Annotated in this window: 12 protein-coding genes and 2 tRNA genes; 8 read left to right on the top strand and 6 right to left on the bottom strand. The window is 72.9% G+C overall.

What is annotated here, in order from left to right; translation table 11 throughout:
* Positions 1-6: 6 nt before the first annotated feature.
* Positions 7-1,584, bottom strand: coding sequence for a xylulokinase (locus OG946_RS09935; RefSeq protein ID WP_326795768.1), 1,578 nt, complete (start codon positions 1,582-1,584; stop codon positions 7-9).
* Between the two features lie 132 nt (positions 1,585-1,716).
* Complete coding sequence (locus OG946_RS09930; protein ID WP_101426609.1) at positions 1,717-2,037, bottom strand: hypothetical protein; 321 nt, start codon at positions 2,035-2,037, stop codon at positions 1,717-1,719.
* 181 nt (positions 2,038-2,218) lie between these two features.
* Here OG946_RS09930 and OG946_RS09925 point away from each other — a divergent pair.
* Both OG946_RS09925 and OG946_RS09920 read left to right on the top strand, forming a co-directional pair.
* Positions 2,219-2,291: transfer RNA gene (locus OG946_RS09925), tRNA-Asn, on the top strand.
* A 220-nt stretch (positions 2,292-2,511) separates the two neighbouring features.
* A tRNA-Ile gene (locus OG946_RS09920) sits at positions 2,512-2,585 on the top strand.
* A 213-nt stretch (positions 2,586-2,798) separates the two neighbouring features.
* On the opposite strand, the gene OG946_RS09915 is transcribed toward OG946_RS09920, so the two are convergent.
* The 3 genes from OG946_RS09915 to OG946_RS09905 all read right to left on the bottom strand — a co-directional run bounded on the left by OG946_RS09915 (position 2,799) and on the right by OG946_RS09905 (position 7,006).
* On the bottom strand, positions 2,799-3,950 hold the full coding sequence (locus OG946_RS09915) for a hypothetical protein (RefSeq protein ID WP_326795767.1): 1,152 nt from the start codon (positions 3,948-3,950) through the stop codon (positions 2,799-2,801).
* Between the two features lie 882 nt (positions 3,951-4,832).
* Complete coding sequence (locus OG946_RS09910; protein WP_326795766.1) at positions 4,833-5,483, bottom strand: Rid family hydrolase; 651 nt, start codon at positions 5,481-5,483, stop codon at positions 4,833-4,835.
* A complete protein-coding gene (locus tag OG946_RS09905; protein WP_326800197.1) occupies positions 5,480-7,006 on the bottom strand; it encodes a flavin monoamine oxidase family protein in 1,527 nt (508 codons plus the stop codon). Before OG946_RS09905 ends, OG946_RS09910 begins: the two co-directional genes overlap by 4 nt.
* Positions 7,007-7,721: 715 nt before the next feature.
* Between OG946_RS09905 and OG946_RS09900 the strand changes: the two genes are divergently transcribed.
* The 6 genes from OG946_RS09900 (at position 7,722) to OG946_RS09875 (ending at position 18,528) form a co-directional block, all read left to right on the top strand.
* Positions 7,722-8,036: a CU044_2847 family protein gene (locus OG946_RS09900; RefSeq protein WP_326795765.1), complete on the top strand. Its 315-nt coding sequence runs from the start codon at positions 7,722-7,724 to the stop codon at positions 8,034-8,036.
* A gap of 56 nt (positions 8,037-8,092) precedes the next feature.
* The gene (locus OG946_RS09895; RefSeq protein WP_326795764.1) at positions 8,093-11,599 is read left to right on the top strand and encodes a trypsin-like peptidase domain-containing protein; all 3,507 of its coding nucleotides are present in this window, start codon (positions 8,093-8,095) and stop codon (positions 11,597-11,599) included.
* Positions 11,600-11,662: 63 nt separating this feature from the next.
* Complete coding sequence (locus tag OG946_RS09890) at positions 11,663-13,048, top strand: PE-PGRS family protein (protein WP_326795763.1); 1,386 nt, start codon at positions 11,663-11,665, stop codon at positions 13,046-13,048.
* A 163-nt stretch (positions 13,049-13,211) separates the two neighbouring features.
* Positions 13,212-17,675 (top strand): DUF6531 domain-containing protein, encoded by a 4,464-nt coding sequence (locus OG946_RS09885; protein ID WP_326795762.1) that lies wholly within the window; start codon positions 13,212-13,214, stop codon positions 17,673-17,675.
* 24 nt (positions 17,676-17,699) lie between these two features.
* On the top strand, positions 17,700-18,182 hold the full coding sequence (locus OG946_RS09880; protein ID WP_326795761.1) for a hypothetical protein: 483 nt from the start codon (positions 17,700-17,702) through the stop codon (positions 18,180-18,182).
* Between the two features lie 34 nt (positions 18,183-18,216).
* Positions 18,217-18,528, top strand: a complete 312-nt coding sequence (locus OG946_RS09875) for a hypothetical protein (RefSeq protein WP_326795760.1) — start codon at positions 18,217-18,219, stop codon at positions 18,526-18,528.
* Positions 18,529-18,552: 24 nt separating this feature from the next.
* Here OG946_RS09875 and OG946_RS09870 read toward each other — a convergent pair whose 3' ends face one another.
* Positions 18,553-20,121: a class I adenylate-forming enzyme family protein gene (locus OG946_RS09870; protein WP_326795759.1), complete on the bottom strand. Its 1,569-nt coding sequence runs from the start codon at positions 20,119-20,121 to the stop codon at positions 18,553-18,555.
* Between the last annotated feature and the right edge of the window lie 68 nt (positions 20,122-20,189).

Genomic DNA, 20,189 nt, shown 5'->3' with positions numbered 1-20,189 from the left:
GTTCACTCAGCTCTGCGGCACTTCCTGCCCCGCCCGCTGCTCCTGGTCCTCCGACCCGGGCTGCCCGGGCCCCGGCTCCCCGCCGGCCGTGTCCCCGGCCGCCGCCGCACCCGCCGTGCCGGCCGCAAGGCCCAGCGCACCGGGGTACACCGACTCCCGTACCGCCGCGTACTGCTGCCGCACCGCCTGGCCCAGGGCCTGCTCCTCGTCCGCCTCGAACGTCTCGTGCGGCCCCGTCTCCCACACCGGAGGTGCGTCCGCGCCGAGCCGGCCCTCCGCCACCCCCAGCGCCCACGCCGCCTGCCGGGCCGCGCCGAGGGCCGCGTAGTCCGCGGACGCCGGGACCACGACCTGCGCCTGGAAGATCGCCGGCGCCAGCGCCTGCACCGCCGGGAGGCCCGCCGCGGCGCCGAGGAGGAAGACGCGGCGCACGCTCACGCCCCGGGCGCGCAGCACCTCCAGCGCGTCCGCGAGGCCGCACAGCATGCCCTCGAAGGCCGCGCGCGCCAGGTGCTCGGGGCGCATGCTCTCGCGGCGCAGGCCGTGCAGGGAGCCCGCGGTCTGGGGCAGGCTCGGGGTCCGCTCGCCGTCGAGGTACGGCAGGAGTACGAGCCCGTGGGCGCCGGGCGTGGAGTTCAGCGCCAGCTCGGAGAGCCGCTCCAGGTCGGTCGGCGCCAGGCCCAGCAGTTCGGCGGCGCCGCGCAGGGCGCGGACGGCGTTGAGGGTGTGGACGACCGGCAGGTGCATGCCGGTGGCGTCGGCGAGCGCGGTGATGGTGCCGCCGGCGTCGGGCAGTGCCGCGTCGTGGACGGCGTAGACCGCACCGGAGGCGCCGAGGGTGACGACCGCGTCGCCGGTGCCGAGGCCGAGGCCGAAGACGGCGGCCATGGTCTCGCCGGTGCCGGCGGAGATCAGCAGCCCCTCGGGCGTGCGCCCGGCGGCCTCGGCGGGGCCGAGCACCTCCGGCAGCCCGGCCTCGTGGCCGAGGGCCAGCTCGACGAGGTCGCGGCGCCACTCGCCGGCGTGCGCGGACCAGTAGCCGGTGGTGGAGGCGGAGCCGCGGTCGGTGGTGCGGCGGGCGGGCTTGCCGAGCAACTGCCACACCAGCCAGTCGTGCGGGGTCATGAGCTGCGCGGTGCGCTTGGCGTGGTCGGGCTCGGTGGCGGCGAACCGGCGCAGCTTGGTGACGGGCAGCTTCGCGTCCGGCACGGCGCCGACGGCCTCCGCCCACGCCGCCCGGCCGCCCAGCTCGCCGGCGAGGTCGGCGGCGGCGCCCTGGGCCCGCTTGTCGTTGCCGGTGAGCGCGTGGCGTACGGGCGCGCCCGCGGCGTCCAGCGGGATGACCGCGTGCTGCTGGGCGGCGACGCCGATGGCCTGCACGCCCTCCAGCACGCCGCCGTCCGCGGCCTCGCCGAGCGAGAGGAGCCACGTCTGCGGGTCGGCCTCGTATGCCGCCGTCTCGTCCACGGACTCGGACACCGGGTGCGGGGCGTAGCCCTGCTTGAGTACCGCGCCGGTGTCGGCGTCGCAGACGACGATGTTGGTGCCTTCAGGCGAGCTGTCCAGACCGGCGACTATCCCCATGCCGCAGATGATGCCCTATCCGGGGGGCCGCTCGGGCACCGGCGGGCATTCGGCCGGCGGGACGGACGGGATCCGGCCCGCCGGGCGCGGCGCCGGCTCGAACCGGTGCGCGCCAGGCGGGCGGGGCCGGGGTCAGGTGTTCGTCGTACCCCAGTCGTCGGACTCCTCGCGCCGGCCGCGGCTGCCGTTGGCGTGCCCGTTCCCGAGGAAGTGCACGCGCGAGGCGACGTTCTCCGGCACCACGTCCGCGAACTTCGTGGAGAGCGTGCTCGCCGCCTTGGTCACGGCGTCCCGGCTGGTCAGCGCGGCGGCCTCGGCGGCGTTGCGCACCGCGGGGGACTCGCTGAACTGCTGCGCCGCCTTCCGCAACTGCTCGTAGCGCTCGCGTCCGGCCCGACTGCCCAGGACGTACCCGACGGCGATCCCCGCAACGAAGCTCACCCGGTACCGCATGGTCTCCACCTTCCCTCGGACTTCCTCGACTGGGCTGTTCCACCCTGCTGTCACCGGTACGGGTACCCGGAGGAGGGGAGGGGTGAATACCGATTTCGGAGCGGACCCAGCCATGCGCTAATGTATGGCGAGCAGCACAGGAGCGCCCCCCGGGAGCCGGAAGGGCCTCCGTGCGGAGCAGTCCTCCGTAGCTCAATCGGCAGAGCAGCCGGCTGTTAACCGGCAGGTTACTGGTTCGAGTCCAGTCGGGGGAGCAGGTACGCGAAGGCCCCGAAAGGGGCCTTCGCCCCTTTCTGCCCGTACGACCCTGTCGGCCCACCGCCGCCCCCCGGAACCGGAAGCGGTCCAGCCGCGTCTTTCCGGGCATGCGCAGCGGCCCGGCCCCACCCCGGCGAGGGGGTCTCCGGGCGACAGATCGTATGAGCGGCTATGCTGCGGCAGACGGCGCGCACATCTGTACGTGACGCGCCGTACGGGGCGGTAGCTCAGCCGGTTAGAGCAACGGACTCATAATCCGTCGGCCGTGGGTTCGAGTCCCACCCGCCCCACCCAGATCCTCCCCCGAAGGATCGTTTCGACCAGGGATTTCCTGCTGAACTCCCGTCGGCGTCCGTCCCCCGGCAGCCGCAGAGATCATGAGCCCGGCCGGTTGGCCGGCATCCGGCGTCTGTGGGCGAGCAAGACTCCCGACTCCCCAGCGATCTCAGGCTGCACGCATGCGCCGCTGTAGTCGCGGGCTTGCTCCGGCGGGGCTTTGCGCGTCAGGGGTGGCGCGGTGTGTACGGCGGGAACGCGACGGGGTCGGTGAGGTCCAGGTCCGCGTCTGGCCAGCGGTGGCGCAGCAGGGCTGCGGTGCGGCGGGTCCAGCCGGCGAGGTGGGGGAAGGCGCAACGGTGCTCGGCGGTACGGGCCGCGGCCTCCAGTGTCTCGATGAGTTGGGGGCGGCTGGGGTCCCCCTGTACGCGGACGTCGAGTGCGCCGAACCGTTGCAGGCGGGCGATCGCCCAGAACAGACAGGCCGCCGCCAGCCCGGTTCCGTACCGCCGGTCGTCCTCGGCTTCGGGCACGCCGCGGGCGAGGGCGTGGCGGTGGTGGTCGGCGAGTCCGGTGGCGACGGGGTCGCCGACGGTCATCCACGCGGGGCCCGGTACGTGGAGGCAGACCGCGTCGAGGAGGGCGTGGGTGTAGGCGGCCGACTCGAAGTCGATGAGACGGGCGTCGGCGGCGCCCGACTCGTGGACGAGGACGTTGTTGGTCTCCGCGTCGCCGTTGCTGAGCGCGCCGAACGGGCCGGGGTCGCTCAACTCGGTGAGAACGGCATCGAGTTCGGTCGCGACTCGCCCGGCGAGGGGCACACCGAGCGCCGCGGCTTGACCAGGTGCCCGGTTCCGGAGCCGGGCGAACCGGGCCGTGTCGGCCGCCGCCGGGTCCGCAGGCCCGAGGGACGTCCGTCGCAGGAGGTATCTGCCGGCGTGGCCGGCGGTCGACGCGCCGAGTTCACCGCGGGCGCGGGCGAACGCGGCCAGGCGGTCGGCGTGGGCGGCGGCGCCGTCCCGGCGGAGAAGTCCGTCGAGCGCGGTGCGCGGGGCCAGGTCCTCCAACACGACGAGCCCGCCGGAAAGGTCGGCGGCGAGGACGCGCGGGGCGAGCGCCAGACCGAGGTCGTCGGAGAGATGACGGAGTGCAGCCACCTCGGTATGCAGGCGCCAGGGCTCGGTGCGAGTGGAGCCCGGCCGGTCACGTACCCACTTGACGACGACGGTCCGCAGAGCGGCGATGCCACGGAGCGTCACACGCGCGATCGCCCAGGGCTCCAACCGCTCCCAGGCGACGACGCGGACGGGCGAGGAATGGAGATCCGTCAGGAGCGCTTCGACGATGGCGCATCGCGGAGTCGCGCCGGAGGCAGACATCGAGGGAGTGTACGGCGCTCGCAGCGGACCGGACTGCACCCCGGCTCCTACGCGGACGACGCAGCGACGAAGCAGCCCCGCCGGACGGCGGGGCGGCGGCTCGTCCGCCGGTGCCCAGCGGCACGCCCGGCCGCCGCTGCGTGTCGTCGGCGAGTCCACTCCGCCGGGGAACCGCCTTCGGTTTCCCCGCGCGCACAGAACGGCGTCCATGGCGGACGCACACGCTCTCCGTCGTTCTCCGCGCGGAGGGCACGCACTCGTCGACGAATCCGGCCCGCGGGCCTCCTCGACGAGGCGCTCCGTTCCACGGACAAAGGCATCGCCCCACGCTAAAGGAGGCCCTGTGTGCAATCCGGTCAGACCCGGGCGGCCAGCTTCACCTCGACCGGCAGCTCGGGGAAGGCCATTCGAGAGGTATCGATCGTCGTGCTCGCCACCTGAGGGCCAGGCCGTGGCGGTCCCCGCCGGAGCGGACCGCCACGGCCTCGAAGCGGCTGACCGAGGCGGCTGACCACAAGCTGATCGGGGATCAGGATTCGTGCGATCTCGTGGCTACCGTCTGTGCAGGTCGTTGAGCTCACCGCCGGCGCGTGAAGCTCGATCCTCCCGACTGCCGGCAACGCGGGCAGCAGGGCCAGGACTGCCCGGCCCTGCCCGTGGCTCAGGCCGACGGTCCCGACCCCCGGCGCGCGCACCTCAGGCACTCAGTCGCCGGTCGCCGGTCGCCGGTTACCCGGCGTTCTACGACTCAGTCGCGGACGTCGTGGTCGACGGGGTGGCGGTGGGCGCGTCCTGAGCCGATGGGCGAGGCCGGTTCCGCGACGTGACGGGGTGGAGCCGGTCGCAGCCGGCTCCACCCCGTGCCTCACTTCCGTGCCGCCCTCACTTCGTGCGATAGGTCGCCGTCACCTCGACCTCGACCAGCCAGCCCGGCACTGCGAGAGAGGCGACTTCCATGGTCGCCCGGGCCGGGCGGGCCCTGTTGACGAGGATCGGCGGCTTCGGCGCCGAGGTGCCCATCGGCGCCGGGACCGTTTCGCCCGAGGCCAGGTCGACGTTGGCGTAGAACTGCCGGTACGCGCGGTTCCAGCCGGCGTAGTCGGCGAGTTCGGCGCGCGGCGGCTTCATCAGATAGCACTTCATCGTGATGACATCGGCCGGAGCCAGTCCGGCCGCGGCGAGGTTGTCGGAGATCTTGCGCAGCACCACCAGTGCCTGCGCCTCGGTCACCGTGACGCCCTCGGCGCCCTCGGTCATCGACGGGTCCGTCCAGTGCTCCGGCGTACCCGCCGGAGCGGCCGGGTTGAGCGCGTCGGGGCCGAGTCCACTGCTGGCGTAGAGTGCGACGGACTCACCGGTCGCCACGCCGGTGGCGATGGCCGGATTGCTCTGCCCGGCCGGCAGCATGACCTTGACCTGGCGCGGCCCGGGCCGCCAGCCGCGTGCGGCCGCGAAGGCGGTGGCGGAGGTCAGCAGCGCGCCGCCGGCGCCGGCGGCGGTGAGCATCACGGCGCGTCGCTTCGGTGTGCTCATCCCAGCATCACCCTCTCGTGTAGTTCGGTGACGACCTTGCGGGCCGAGGTGATGGCTCCGTGCTGCCAGGCGATCGCGTGGCTGAGCCAGTCGCCGGTGAAGTACACGTGGCCCGCGGGCTCAAGCAGCCGCCGGTACTCGGGGCCGGTCTGCGACTCCCAGCCGACCCATCCGCCCTCGATGAAGGGGGTGCGGTGCCAGGCGACGCTGAAGGAGGCGGCGAGTTCGGTGCGGTACTTGTCGCCGTGGATTCTCACGCCCTGACGCAATGCCCGCGCCTCGCGCTCGGCGTGCGTCAGCCGACCGTAGGCGACGGCGTCCGCCCCGAAGTTGTAGTAGCCGATGAGCGTGCCCCGCCGGCCGTGGTAGCCGTACGAGGGGTACCAGATGGTGGCCAGGTCGGTGTCGGTCGGGGTGATGCCGCCGTAGATGTGCTCGTCTGTCTCCCACCAGCGGCGGCGATACTCCAGGCCGATCTTGCCCACGGGGACGGGAGAGGGAGTTCTGAGCGCTGCGGTGACGTCGGCGCCCAGGTTGTGGTCGAGCCGGGCGGCGATCATCGGCGGGATTGCGGAGACGACGAAGTCGGCGCGCTCGGTGTGGGTGCGGCCGCGGACGTCCCGCCAGGTGACTTCCGCGCCGTCGGGGCGGTCGGTGACGGCGGTGGCCTCGGCCCCGTAGACGATCCGCTCGCGGCCGATGGCCCGCGCCAGCGCGTGCGGTATCCGGTCCATGCCGCCCTTGGGCTGGAACATCAACATGGCCTGGTCGTAGCCGAACTCGAAGGTGAAGCGGTGGCCGATGCGGCTGGCGAAGACGTCCGAGAGAGAGGGGACGGGGTCGAGAACGGTGCCCGACTCCAAGCCGGCGCCGGGCTCGACGGAGTAGCCGCGGCGTTCGCTGCCGGAGTATGCCCAGCCGTCCGCGCGCCCTCCTATGCCGCCGAACTCTTCCAGGAACGCCAGTAGCCGCTCCTTGTCGTCGGCGGTCAGCTCCTTGTCCAGGGCGCCCTGGTCGGTGGCGGTGGCCAGCAACTCGGAGACGTAGCCGTAGACGTCGGCCTTGGCGGTGCGCCAGCGCACCGGCTTGCCGTCGAGCGAGCCCGCGGTGTTCTCGTGGTAGATGTAGGCGTTCGCGTTCTGGTTGGTGAAGACCTCAAGCTCCACGCCCAGTTCGCGGCAGTACTCCAGCGTGACGTGGGACTGCGGCAGCCGGGCCGGGCCGGCGTTCATGTACTGGTCTTTGGAGAACGTCGCGTGCTGGGTTCGTCCGTCGAGGTCGGTCTCGGTGGTGCCACCGCGCACGGTCCAGTTGCGGCCGCCCGGCCGGTTCCGGGCCTCCAGGATCCGTACGTCGTAGCCCGCCTTGCCCAGCTCGTACGCGGTGATCAGCCCCGCGATGCCGGCGCCGAGCACGATGACCGAGCCCGCGGCCCGGCCGGAGAGGGTGAAGTCGCTGCGCTGCGGCGGGCGGAACTCGGTCGCGGCCGCCTCGACGACGGGGGCCAGGCCGAGCGCGCTCATCGTGGAGTACAGCACTCCGGCGCCGCCGGCGGCACCGACGGAGCGCAGGAAGTCCCGGCGGGTTGCTGAACCTGCCAAAGTCTCCTCCTTGCCCGCGGCCGCCCGCGGAGGACCGGCGGCCACGTGTTCGTGGAACGGTCCGGCCCTGTGGGGTGGGAACCGGCGTGCGAGAGGAGCCTCTCCCCGGCGTGTTTCCTGCATATGCCGACTGCATCACCGGCCGGTTGAAGCCTCGACTGCCCCGTGTGGGGGCTCGGCGGGCGGCGTTCGCTGGGGCCGACGAGGCGTTACCGCAGGTAGTCGGCGGCCTCCGTGCCCAGGACGTTGAGCAGCTCCAGAGTCCGGGCCCCGGCCCGGGGGGCCGCGGGCGAGGATCACGATCTTCAACTCCTGCGCAGCGAATCCTGAACGGACGGTGCTTCGGGTGACCGTCGAAACGGAACGGACGGCACTCCGGGTACTCGCGGTCCTGCGGTGGGGTTATTCGAAGGCGCCCATGTTCGTCCCTCAGGGCAGGAACGTTTCGTCTGACGTGCGTGCCATGCCGGGTGCTGGCTGATTTCCGTGTGGCGTACACGAGTCGCGCGCATCCTTGACCCGGCATCAGGGCAGACACGTACGTGGCACGGGGAGCCTCGGCGTGCGGTGCGTGCAGGGGTGGCCCGGGCGGCGGTGCTCGGCGGGAGCGCACGGGTCGAGAGGCGGGAGTCTTGCCATGTCGCACGTGGTTTCGTACGAGGTGGACGCGGATACCCGGGTGGGATTCGAGATCGAGCCGACGGAGGACTGGCAGCCCGTGGGCGCCGACCAGCTCGCCGGGCGTATCCGCGACGCGGTGGAGCCCGCGGTGCGGGCGGCCCGTACGGTGCTCGACCGGCTGGCCGAGCTGAGTCCCGCCGAGGTCACCGTGACGTTCGGCGTCAAGGCGAACGGAACGGCCAACTGGGTCGTGGCGAAGGCGGCGACGGAGGCAAGCTTCCAGGTCACCATGACCTGGCAACCGAATGCCGCGGCCGCCCGGGGAGAGTGATGGTCCCGCCTCCCCTCACCGGTCCCCGGCCCGGCTCGGACGGGTGGGCGGCCGCCGTGCACGCTACCGACCGGGACCGCACCCCCCTCGGGTCCGGGTTCCTCGTCGACGCGGGGCGCGTCCTCACCTGCGCGCATGTCGTCCTCGACCGGGACGAGTTGTGGGTGGCCCTGCCGAAAGCCGACCGCCCGGGCCGGCACCGGATCCGGGTCCGGCGCGTGGCCATGCCGCCGCGGGAGGAGGTGGACGTCTTCGACGTGGCGCTGCTGGTCCTGGAGCACGAGGTGCCTGACGTCCCCTCCGCCCGGCTGCGGCAGCCGCCGCTGGAGGGCCTGGTGGGCAGCCCGTGGTGGTCGTTCGGGTTTCCCGACGGCATGATGGGCAACCCCGTCTTCGGGGCGATCGGCGCGGAGTTGGGATACGGCTGGGTCCGCCTGGACGTCGAATCGCCCTACCCGGTGGCCTCGGGCTACAGCGGCGCCGCCGTCTGGTCGTCGACGTACGACGCCGTGATCGGCATGGTCGTCCAGGCCCAGCGGAGCACCGGCAACGCCCGGGCGCTCACGATCCGGGAGATCAACTCCTGCCTGCCGGGGGAGGGGCTGGACGCGCTCACGGGCTGGACCGTCGAGGCGTCGGGCGAGACCGCGCTCGCCGCCTGGGGGTGGTCGCTGAGCACCGACCCCGAGGCCACGCGGCACTGGCAGCCCCGGGGCCGCGGCGTGAGCACGGCGTCCGAGCAGGGCTTCAGGTTCCGGGGCCGCACCACCGCCCTGAACCGTGTCATCTCCTGGATGACGGCCACGCCCGCGCCGCGGGAGGTGCTGGTGGTGACCGGTTCCCCGGGCGTCGGGAAGTCGGCGGTGCTCGGACGGATCGTCACGACCGCGTCCCCCGCCGCCGCGGAACTCCCCGCGGAGGACCGGGCGCCCCGCGCGCCGCGCGGCTCGGTGAGCTGCGCCGTCCACGTCAAGGGCAAGACCGCGCTGGACGTCGCCCGGGAGATCGCCCGCGCCGCGTCCGCGCCCGTGCCCGACCAGGCGGAGGACCTCACCGCCCACCTGCGTACCACGCTCGAAGACCGGGCGCCGGACTCCTTCGTGGTGGTCATCGACGCGCTGGACGAGGCGACGACGCCCGAGGAGGCGCGTCTCCTCGTCACCGGTGTGATCTTGCCCTTGGCAGAGAACTGTGCGGACCTTAACGTGCGGGTGGTGGTCGGCAGCCGCCGCCAGGACGACCTGGGTCATCTGCTCAGGCTCTTCGAGGACGGAGCGCACGTCGTGGATCTCGACGATGAGGAGTTCTTCGTCCAGGAGGATCTGGTCGCCTACGCGCTGGCGAGCCTTCAGCTCCGGGGCGCCGAGCGCCCGGACAACCCGTACAACGACGACGACGTCGCCCTGCCCGTCGCCAGGCGCATCGCCGTCCTGGCCGAGGGCAACTTCCTCGTCGCCGGGCTCGTCGCGCGCACCCACGGCCTGTACGACCGCCGGGCGGTCGACCCCGGCGCGCTGACGTCGCCTGCCCGGGTCGACGCCGTCCTCCACGACCACCTGGCGCGGCTGCCGGACCTCGTGCCCGGCGTGTCCGCCGCCACGGCGCTGACGGCCCTCGCCTACGCGGAAGCGCCCGGGCTTCCGCTCGGCCTGTGGCGGGTCGCCCTCGCCGCGCTCTCCGGAGTCTCGCCGTCGGAAGAGGAGTTACGGGTCTTCGCCCACGCCTCCTCCGCCAACTTCCTGGTCGATTCCGGCACCCCCGACGACGCCGGGGCCTCCGGCTCGTTCCGGCTCTTCCACCAGGCGCTCAACGACGCCCTGCTCCACACCCGGGCCGAGCTGGGCGCCACGACCTCCGACGAGCAGCGGCTGGCCGCCGCCTTCATCGCCCACGGGCGGGAGTCCGGCTGGGACGCCGCGCCCGCCTACCTGTTGCGTTCCCTGCCCCGCCACGCGTCCCGGGGCGGTCTCATCGACACGCTGCTCGCCGAGGACGACTATCCGCTCTACGCCGATCTGCGCCGACTCATCCCCCAGGCCGCGACCGCCGTCACGGCGCGGGCCCGCGCCCGCCTGCTGCGCGCCACGCCGCAGGCCATCGACGCCACGCCCGCGACGCGCACCGCGCTGTTCAGCGTGACCGAGGCGCAGCAGCGGCTGGGCGACAGCTACCGCGCCAGCAGCCTGCCGACGTCCTACCGCGCCGTCTGGTCCGCGGTCGCCCCGCAGGCGGAGCACGTGCCGGTGGAAAGCCCGACCGACCGGGTGCGGACGCTGTGCGCGGTGACCGTCGACGACCGGGTGTTCCTGGCCAGCGCGGGTGACGCGCGTACGGTACGGCTGTGGGACCCCGCGACCGGCGAGCACTTCTGCAGCATGGAGGGGCACACGGACCGCATCCGCGCGCTCTGCGCGGTGGCGGCGGACGATCGCGAACTGCTCGCCAGCGCGGGCGAGGACCGTTCCGTACGGCTGTGGGATCCGGCCACCGGCGAGCACGTCCGCACCCTCGAAGGCCACACGGACCGGATCCGGGCGCTGTGCGCCGTGCACGTGGACGGCCGCGAACTCCTCGCCAGCGGGGGCGAGGACAGTGCCGTACGGCTGTGGGACCCCGCGACCGGCGAGCACGTCCGTACCCTCGAAGGCCACACCGACCGCATCCGCGCGCTGTGCGCGGTGGCGGCGGACGGCCGCGAACTGCTGGCCAGCGGAGCCGACGACGGGTCCGTACGCCTGTGGAACCCGGCCACCGGCGACCAGGAGCGGGTCCTGGAGGGCCCCGCCGAGCACATCGGCGTGCTGTGCGCCGTGGAGAGCGGCGGGACCGCCCTCCTCGCCGCCTGCGGGGCGGGCGGCAGCCGGGTGGTGCGGCTGTGGAACCCGGCCACCGGCGAACTCGCCGGCACCCTGGACGAGGGGCACGCCGACTGGGTCCGGGCGATGCGGGCCGTGGCGGTGGACGGACGGACGCTGCTGGCGATCGCAGGGGACTCCCGGACGGTGCGGCTGTGGGATCCGGCCACCGGCGAGCACGTCCGCACCCTCGAAGGCCACACGGACCGCATCCGGGCCCTGTGCACGGTGCCGGTGGCCGGCCGGGAGGTGCTGGCCAGCGGCTCCGACGACGACTCGGTGCGGCTGTGGGAGCTGACGACGGGCGAACAGGTGCGCAGCCTGGGCGGCCAGACGGATCGCGTACGCACCCTGTGCGCGGTCGACATGGGCGACCACACGCTCCTCGCGAGCGCCGGCTTCGACGGCATCGTGCGGCTGTGGGACCCCGTGACCGGTGCGGAAGTACGCACCCTGGAGGGCCACACGGACCGCGTACGGGCGCTGTGCGCGGTGACCGTGGACGGCGGCACGCTGCTGGCCAGCGCGGGAGACGACGGCACCGTGCGCCTCTGGAACCTCCGCACGATGCGGCCCGCGATGGAAGTGCCGATCCGCGCTTCCGTCAACGCCCTCGCCTGGGCGGACGGTCTGCTCGTCGTCGGGTTCCAGGACAGGATGCTGGCCCTCCGGCTCTCCGACGCGATCCGCCGGAACGTCGGTTCCTGAGCAGGGCCGGGGGACCGCCACGGACGCGGGGCGCCGGGAGACGGCGGAGACGGAGGAGACGCGATGGCCGACGACGAAGTCGCCAAGCTGCTGGCCGGCGGCCCCCCGCGGGACCGCCCCCGCGCCGCCGCCGAGATCGGCGCCGGGCTGGCCCGACGGCTGCGCCGGGGGCCGCTGTTCACCGGGGCGACGCTGGAGCACATCGAGCGGCTTTCGGCCGAGGATCCCGCGTGGCTGGAATCCCTGGGCATCGGAAGCGTGCCCGAGGCGGAGCAGTACCTGCGCGCGGGGCGGTACTACGACTGGCTGAGGCTGCCGCCCGGCAAGCGGCTGCTCCTGGCCAGCCTGGCGTGGCGGTCGGGCCGCACGCACACGGCCGCCTCCGGCGGCGAGGTGCCGACCCACCCCGCGTACACCCTCGGCCGCTTCCTCACGCTGCGGGACGAGGAACTGCCCGCGCCGGAGCGGGCGCGCCTGACCGCGGAGCGGAACGACCAGATCCGTACCACGTTCGTACGGACCCTGGAGCCCTCGCTCGCGCCGCGCCCGCCGGAAGCCCTCGCCCGGGTCGGGGTGACCCACCGGCAGCGGGACCTGCGGAGCAGGACGATCCTGCGGCGCGTCTTCCTCGTCCTCCAGTGCGGCCTCCAGGTGTACCGGGACGGTGCGCCGGGCGGCCACCGGCCCCTGCTCGACACGGATGTGGCCCGCGCGCTGGCCCACGGCGGCCGGGTCAACATCCGTATCCCGCAGTGCGATCGCGCCGCGGCGCCGCACGCCCTCCTGGACTGGCTCGGGCTGACCGCGGACGGCACGGACGCGGATCCGGCCGAGCGGCGCCGGGCCGGCTCCCACCACATGCGGATCGGCCGGAACGAAGCCGGCGCGGGCTCGGGGACGTTCGAGGAGCTGGGCGGTCACGGCGCCTCGGCGCGGAACACCGTACGCAAGCTGTTCGGCCCCAGGAGGCCGCGGCTGTACGGCGTCGACCTCTCGGCCGGCGGCCTGGGCACCGTGGACTTCAACGGCGACGTCGTCGTCCCCGACGGAAGCCACGGCCACATGTTCCTCGGCTTCACCCCGCCGGGCCCCCACCACGACGGCGCACTCCAGGTCGGCGTCGAAACCATCGCACCGGGCGCGCCCAGCCCCGTGGGATACCGGCACACCTGGCGCTCCACCGAGGCCACCGCGAACCCGGAGTCCCGCTTCTTCGGCTTCAAGCAGGACAAGATCGGCGAGGGCGTTCTGCCCCTGAGTTCGCGCTACGTCGACCTGGCCGCCCTCCGCACCGCGGAGGGCGGCGACTGGCCCACGTACCTCGCCGCCGCCGAACGACGGCTGACGGAACTCGTCGACGCTGCGGCCGACGCCGGCCCGGCCCGGACGGCGGCGCTCTACGGCCAACTGACGGGCCCCCGCTCGCCGCTCTTCCAGCCGCCGGACTGACGGGGGGCGGCTCTTCCCCCCGGCGGGGGAGAACCGCGGGCGGCGTTTCGTCGTCTCTCTCTGCAGGCCGCACGGTGCCGCCGCAGGTCGGCGGGGCCGTGGCCGGGACGGCCGGGAACGATCTGCGGAGGGCGCCGTGGGGACACGTCCGACGGATTGGCATGTGCTGGATCTGGATGAGGATCCGACGCCGGGGGATCCGGAGCGGGTCAAGCAGTTGGCGCGTGAGTTGCATGATTTCGCCGATGACGTGGCGGATGCGTTGCGGCAGATCAAGGGCATGGCCGGTGAGGATGCCCTGCTGCGGTGGGCGGGGAAGACGGCGAAGGCGTTCCAGGACGAGTTCGAGGAAGTTCCGAAGAATCTGAAGAAGCTTCAGCGGTCGTACGACCTGGCGGGTGATGCGCTGGCGGCGTACTGGCCGAAGCTGGAGCGCGCCCAGTCGCTGGCCGACAAGGCCCTCGCCAAGGGGCGCGAGGCCCAGAGTGATCTGACCGCCGCCAACGGGCGCCTCGATTCCGCGAACTCCTGGGTCGATCGGGCGACGAAGAAGACGGAGGAGTACGACGAGAAGGAGGGCAAGGAGAAGCCCGACGAGTCCGAGGTGCGCGCCGCCACGCGCAACGCCACCGACGCCAAGTCCGCCCGGGCCTCGGCCCAGACCGCCGTCGACAACGCGCAAGGTGGTCTCGAAGCGGCGAAGAAGATGGCCGCCGACGCGAAGAAGATGCGCGAGGACGCGGCGTCAGAAGCGAAGGACAAGCTGGAAGAAGCCTCGGACGCCGGGATTCAGAACCGTAAGTGGTGGGAGAAGGCGGTCGACTGGGTCAAGGACAACTGGGACACCATCGTCAACGTCTGCAAGGTCATCGTCGCCGTCCTCGGCATCGTCGTCCTCATCATCGGCGGCCCCCTCGCGTGGGTCGTCCTCGCGGCCGCCCTCGTCGTCCTGGCCGACACGCTCTACAAGTACATGAACGGCCAAGCCTCCCTCTGGGACGTGGCGTTCGCGGCCCTGGACTGCATCCCCGGCATGAAGGGCATCACCTCCCTCGCCAAGCTCGGCAAGATGGCCGGGGGTCTGAAGGCACTCGCCAAGACCGGCCTGAAGGGCATGACCGCGGCCGTCAAGGGCCTGGCGCAGGGAATGCGGAAGGGCGCCCGGGGCATCAAGGGGCTGTTCACCTGCGGCGATCCGATCGATATCGCTTCCGGCGACATGGTCATGTCGGAGACCGACGTGTCGCTGCCCGGAGTCCTCCCGCTGGTCCTGGAGCGGCATCACCGCACCAGCGTGCGTACCGGCCGGTGGTTCGGCCGCAGTTGGGCCTCGACGCTCGACCAGCGGCTGCGCCTCGACGACACGGGGGTGCGGTACGTCGCCGATGACGGGATGGTCCTGCACTACCCGGTGCCCGAGCCGGACGCTGCCGTCCTGCCCGTCGAAGGCCCGCGGTGGCCCCTCACGTGGGACAGTTCGCCCGGCGGGCTGATCACGGTGGCCCGCCCTGACACGCAGGTGACCGCGCACTTCCGGCCGGTGCCTGGGGGCGAGCCCGGTGACCTGCCGCTGTGCGCGCTCACCGACCGCAACAGCAACCGTATCACCGTCGCCTACGACGACGGCGCCGCTCCCACCGCGGTCGTGCACGAGGGCGGCTACGCGGTCGACGTCACCACCGCAGGCGGCCGGATCACCGCCCTGCGCCTGCGCGACGCCCCGGACGCCCCCGCACTCGTCCGGTTCGGCTACGACGACGGCGGCGATCTCACTGAGGTAGTCAACTCCTCGGGCCACCCGCTCACGTACACGTACGACGACCGCCACCGGATCACGGGATGGCGGGACCGGATCGGGTACTGGTACGCGTACGAGTACGACGACCGCGGGCGCTGCACGGCGACCCGGGGGACGGGCGGGTTCCTCGACTACTCCTACGCGTACGACGACGATGCCCGGCTGACCACGGTGACGAACTCGCTGGGCAAGGTGAGCCGCCACCAGTTCAACGACGCCTATCAACTCGTCGCCGAGACCGACCCGCTGGGGAACGTGACCAGGCGGGAGTGGGACCGCTACGGCCGCCTCGTCAGGCTGACGGATCCGCTCGGGCGCAGCACGTCGTACGCCCACGACGACGACGGCAACGTCATCGAGGTCACCCACCCCGACGGGAGTGTCGCCCGCGCGACCTACGCGGGCCCCGGGCTTCCGGAGCGGATCGTCGAGGCTGACGGCAGCGAATGGCGGTACGCGTACGACGGCGCCGGGAACCTCGTCTGCGAGACCGACCCGCTCGCCGCGGTCTCGACCTCCGAGTACCACCCCTCGGGTGCCCTGCGGCTCGTCACGGACGCCCTGGGGCACCGTCGGCACGTCGAGGTGAACGGACTGGGAATGCCGGTCCGGATCACGGACCCCGAGGGCAACGTGACGGCTGTCGAGTACGACCCCTTCGGCCGGATCAGCGCGGTCACCGAGCCGGGCGGCGCCCGTACGGAGACCGCGTGGACCCCGGAGGGCCTGCCCGCCCGGCGGCGCTGGGCCACCGGGGAGACCGAGGAGTGGGCGTACGACGCCGAGGGCAACCTGGTCGAGCACGTGGACGCGAACGGGGCCAGGACCCGCACGGAGATGGGGCCGTTCGGGATCACCACCGCCGTGACCGACCACCTCGGCGAGCGGACCGTGATCGAGTACGACACGGAGACCGCGCTGCGGCGGGTCGTCAACCCGCTCGGGCAGTCGTGGGAGTACCGGTACGACGCCGCGGCTCGGCTGGTCGGCGAGACGGACTACAACGGCCGGTCGCTCGCCTACCGCTACAACGCCGCCGGGGAGGTCGTCGCTCACGTCAACGGCGCCGGGCAGCGGACGGAGTTCGTCAGGGACGCCAACGGCGCCACCGTCGAGAAGCGCGCCCACGACGGCGTGAGCCGCTTCGGCTACGACGCCGCCGGGCGCCTCGTCCGCGCGTCGAACCGGCACGCCGAGATCGCTTTCGTGTACGACCCGTGCGGGCGCCTGCTTGCGGAGGAGTGCAACGGCCGTGCGGTGACCAGTACTTACGACGCGCTGGGCCGGCGACTGCGCCGCGTGACCCCCTCGGGCGCCGCCTCCGACTGGTCGTGGACTCCCGGGGGCCGGGTCGCGGCGCTCACCACCGCGGGGACGACCGTCGCGTTCCGCCGCGACGCCCCCGGCAACGAGATCGAGCGGCGCGTCGGCCCGGAGGCCGTGCTCCGGCAGGTCTGGGACCAGGGCAGGCGGCTTGTGTCGCAGACGCTGGTACAGGGCGGCGGCACCCGGCAGCGGGACTTCCGCTACCGGGGAGCGGGCCGGATGACCGGTGCGGGCGCGGCCGAGATGACGCTGGACGGCCTGGGCCGGGTCACCGCGCTCACCTCGGCGGAGCACAGCGAGCGCTACGCGTACGACCCGCTGGGCAATCTCACCGCGGCCGAGATCCGCGCCGGTGACCGGCTCTCCGAGTCCGCGGACGACGACACCTCCCTCACGTACTCCGGCACGCTGCTGCGCAGCGCGGGACGCCGCAGGTACGAGCACGATGGCCAGGGCCGGCTGGTACGCAAGAGCGTGCGCACGCTGTCGGGCAAACTCAGGGAGTGGGCGTACAAGTGGGACGCCGAGGACCGGCTTCTCGCGCTTACCTGCCCCGACGGGGCCGTGTGGGAGTACGCGTACGATCCGCTCGGCCGCCGGATCGGCAAACGCCGCCGGGAGGGCTCGGCGACCACCCGGGAGACCGTCTTCGCCTGGGACGGCTCGCGCCTGGCCGAGGAGACCTCGCACGGCCGGGTGACGACCTGGGACTGGGAACACGGGTCGGACCGGCCGCTCACCCAGGTCGAAGGGCCCGCGGAACCCGGGCGGGAACCCGGCCAGGAACTCGGGCAGGAGGAGGTGGACCGGCGCTTCTACGCCATCGTCACCGACCTCGCCGGCACCCCCACCTCGCTGCTGGACCGCCAGGGCGCGGTCGCGTGGGAACGGCGGGCCACTCTGTGGGGCCGGCCCCTGGCCGGGGGCTCCGACGGCGGGCCGGCGCCGGCCGTGCACTGCCCGCTCGATTTCCCCGGGCAGTACCGCGACGCGGAGTCCGGGCTCCACTACAACAACCAGCGCTACTACGACCCCGAGACCTCGCGGTACCTCAGCCCCGACCCTCTCGGTCTCGACCCGGCCCCGAACCACCACGGCTACGTCGGCAACCCGCTCACCGAGATCGATCCACTCGGCCTCACGCCGTGCAAGGTGGTCGTCCGCCACTTCACCACCAAGGACAGCTACCAGAGGATCATGAGCGGTGGCGGGAAGGACGCCATTCTCCTCAAGGCCAGTGCCCCGGCGAAAGGACATCCGACCGGTGTCTACGTGACCCCGATGAGCCCGGCGGACATCCTGAAGAAGCCGGGCGGCTTCAAGTCGTTCCTCGGCCTCACCAAGGAGAAGTCGGAGTACCTGATCGAGTTCGAGATGGACAAGGCCCTCTTCAAGGCGATCAGGGGGGATCGGGGCAAGCACGTATGGTACAGCCCAGGTGATCTCAATATCCCCAAGAGCGCGATCTCCTATCACGGACCCACCTCTGGATGGACCCCGTAGGACACCACCGCAAGAGGAGCAACCGTGGACCTGACCGGATACCCCACCGACTTCGTCGCCGACCTCGGCTTTCCCGGGGCCGCGCGGAGGTTCCTGGAGCGGCGGGCGCGGCACTGGCCGCGGCTCTTTCTGAACGGGGTACCTCTGGACGACACGGCGCTGGGCGGTTGGCAACTGCCTGAGGAGCCGGACGCGTCCGAGTCGAACATCCTCGGCTTCGCCCGTGACGCCGCGATGGAGCAGCACTGGGAGGACGAGGGGTACGCGCTGGACGAAACCGGCGAGGGGCCGTTCGCCCTCTTCTACTCGCGCTACGGCAGGCGGCTGACGGCCGGCGCGATCACCGGTGTCTCCGGCGTACCGGAGCAGGTCGCCGAGTCCATCGAGTCCATCGGCCTCATGCTGAGCGGCTTCTTCGTGGTCAGCCTCCTCACCCCGGACGACCCGGCCACCGACCCCTTCTCCGGGACCGTCCTCCGCGACCTGCGCGAGAGCTTCGCGGAGTGACGCCGGCGGCGGGAGCAGAAAGGCCGGCCGGATCATGACGGAAGAATTCACGACGGACCTCGACGAGGGAATGCTGAGGTATTTCCGCGACATCGCCGATGTCATGGTGCGGCGCATCGGCATGTCCCGGGCCGAGGCGGTGGCCCGGATCAACAGGGCGTACGGCGGCATGGAAATCGGGCCGTACCCCGACCTCATGTGCCACGAACTGCCCGAGTTCTGGTCCTACGGCCTCTGCTACGCGGGGGACGTGCCGTACTGGGAGCCGGACGCGGATCCCTCCGGCTGGGAGGTCCGCGAGGCGCCGCCGCGGGGCGGGCCCGAGTGGACGCTGCCGGAGGGGTGAGCGCTGGTGGCGGCTGCCGGGGGGTCAGAGGCGGTCGTGGAGGAGGCGGGACAGCTCCACGCGGCGGGTCTTGAGGGTCGCGGTGCGGGGGAGTTCGGCGAGCGGGAGGTGGACGGGCGCGCCGAGCTGGGGGTAGTCGGCGGTGGCCGCCTGCCAGCGGGCGGGGGCCAGGGGCTTGTCGTCGCGGGTGCAGAGCACGGGGACCGGTTCCGCGTCGGGGCCCTGGACGACGACGAGTTCGACGAGTTCGTCGAGGCGGTCCAGGACGGCGTCCTCGATCTCCAGGCTGGAGCCGACGCCGGGGATGGTGTCGATCTCGCGGTCGAGCATGTGCAGGCAGCCGGCGCGGGTGCGGTAGCCGACGTCGCCCGTGCGCCACCAGCCGTCGTGGACGTTCTCGTCGTAGCGCTCCTGCTCGCCGTGGTACGTCTTCGCGATGCCGTCCCAGCGGACCTCGATGAACCCCGGGTTCGTCGCGGAGACCCTCCGGTCGTTCCTGGGGACGACGCGGACCCGGGCGCTGCCCGGGAGCGGGAAGCCGACGCAGCGGCCGTCCATGCCGTGGGTGTCGCGGCGGAAGTAGGGGCGGCCCACGGCGGGGCCGACCTCGGACTGGCCGTAGATCTGGAAGAACTGCGGGGTGCGGCGGCGGGAGGCGTCGAGGAGGCGGCGCACGGTGCGCGGGTGGATGGCGTCGAAGGTGGAGGAGAAGTACTTCACGGACGCGAGGGGCCGGCGCGGGTCGTCGGCCAGGCCCTCCCAGGCGAGGAACGAATTGGGCAGCGCCTCGATGAGGCCGGGCCGGTTCTTCAGGAAGAACTTCGCGACGTCCGCCGGCTCGTTGTTGTTGAGCAGCAGCGTCGGCATGCCCTTCATGAGCACCAGCGACATCGCCGCGAACAGCCGCGAGTGCACGAACGGCACGCTGACCGCGACCGTCTCGCGGCGGCGCAGCAGCGCGAGCAGGACGAGCTGGGGGCGCAGCCGGGCGCGCATGGTGCGCGGGGTGTGGACGACCAGCTTCGGTACGCCCGTGGTTCCCGAGGTGTGCGTGATCATCGCGGGCTCGTCCAGCCCCTGGTACACCGGCGGTACGGGCGGGGAGCCGGCGAGCCGGGCCAGCGACGCCACGCCGCGTCCCGCGCCCGCCACCCCGATCACGGAGGTGGCCAGCTCGTCGAGGGGCAGGCCGGCCAGCTCGGCGAGCTTCGCGCCGTCCGTGAGGAGGTGGGGGCGGTGCGGGCCGTGCAGCCGCCTGAGGAGGGCGGCGACCGTGGGCGCGGGCAGGGCGGGGGAGAGCAGGACGGGGATCGCGCCGAGCCGGGCGGCGGCGGTGGCGAGCAGCCAGGCGTCGAAGTTGGCCCGCTTGTAGACGACGACGTGCTCTCCGGCCCGTACGCCCGCCGCCGACAGCCGGTTCGCCAGGTCGGCGGCGAAGACGGCCATCTCCGCGACCGTCAGCCGGCGGCCGGCCCCGGGCAGGGCGTCGAGATCGTGGTCGAGCGTCAGCAGGGTGGCGCCGTGCTTCGCCGCGGCCCGCTCCGGCACCGTACCCAGATAGAGGCCGCGCTTGTGGTTCGGAATCTGGCTCATGAGGCCCTCCACCCAGACCGGCGTCACGTTCGGTTACGCGGGGGCGGCGGGCCGCCCGGGGTCGCGCG

It is taken from the genome of Streptomyces sp. NBC_01808 (genome assembly GCF_035917395.1).
Taxonomy (GTDB): domain Bacteria; phylum Actinomycetota; class Actinomycetes; order Streptomycetales; family Streptomycetaceae; genus Streptomyces.
The sequence above is the reverse complement of the archived record's forward strand: the minus strand, read 5'-3'. Positions and strand labels throughout refer to the sequence as shown.

Excerpts from the sequence above, each read along its gene's own strand:
- OG946_RS09935 (WP_326795768.1), bottom strand. The coding sequence starts at position 1,584 with ATGGGGATAGTCGCCGGTCTGGACAGCTCGCCTGAAGGCACCAACATC.
- OG946_RS09930 (WP_101426609.1), bottom strand. The coding sequence starts at position 2,037 with ATGCGGTACCGGGTGAGCTTCGTTGCGGGGATCGCCGTCGGGTACGTC.
- OG946_RS09915 (WP_326795767.1), bottom strand. The coding sequence starts at position 3,950 with ATGTCTGCCTCCGGCGCGACTCCGCGATGCGCCATCGTCGAAGCGCTC.
- OG946_RS09910 (WP_326795766.1), bottom strand. The coding sequence starts at position 5,483 with ATGAGCACACCGAAGCGACGCGCCGTGATGCTCACCGCCGCCGGCGCC.
- OG946_RS09905 (WP_326800197.1), bottom strand. The coding sequence starts at position 7,006 with ATGAGCGCGCTCGGCCTGGCCCCCGTCGTCGAGGCGGCCGCGACCGAG.
- OG946_RS09900 (WP_326795765.1), top strand. The coding sequence starts at position 7,722 with ATGTCGCACGTGGTTTCGTACGAGGTGGACGCGGATACCCGGGTGGGA.
- OG946_RS09890 (WP_326795763.1), top strand. The coding sequence starts at position 11,663 with ATGGCCGACGACGAAGTCGCCAAGCTGCTGGCCGGCGGCCCCCCGCGG.
- OG946_RS09875 (WP_326795760.1), top strand. The coding sequence starts at position 18,217 with ATGACGGAAGAATTCACGACGGACCTCGACGAGGGAATGCTGAGGTAT.
- OG946_RS09870 (WP_326795759.1), bottom strand. The coding sequence starts at position 20,121 with ATGAGCCAGATTCCGAACCACAAGCGCGGCCTCTATCTGGGTACGGTG.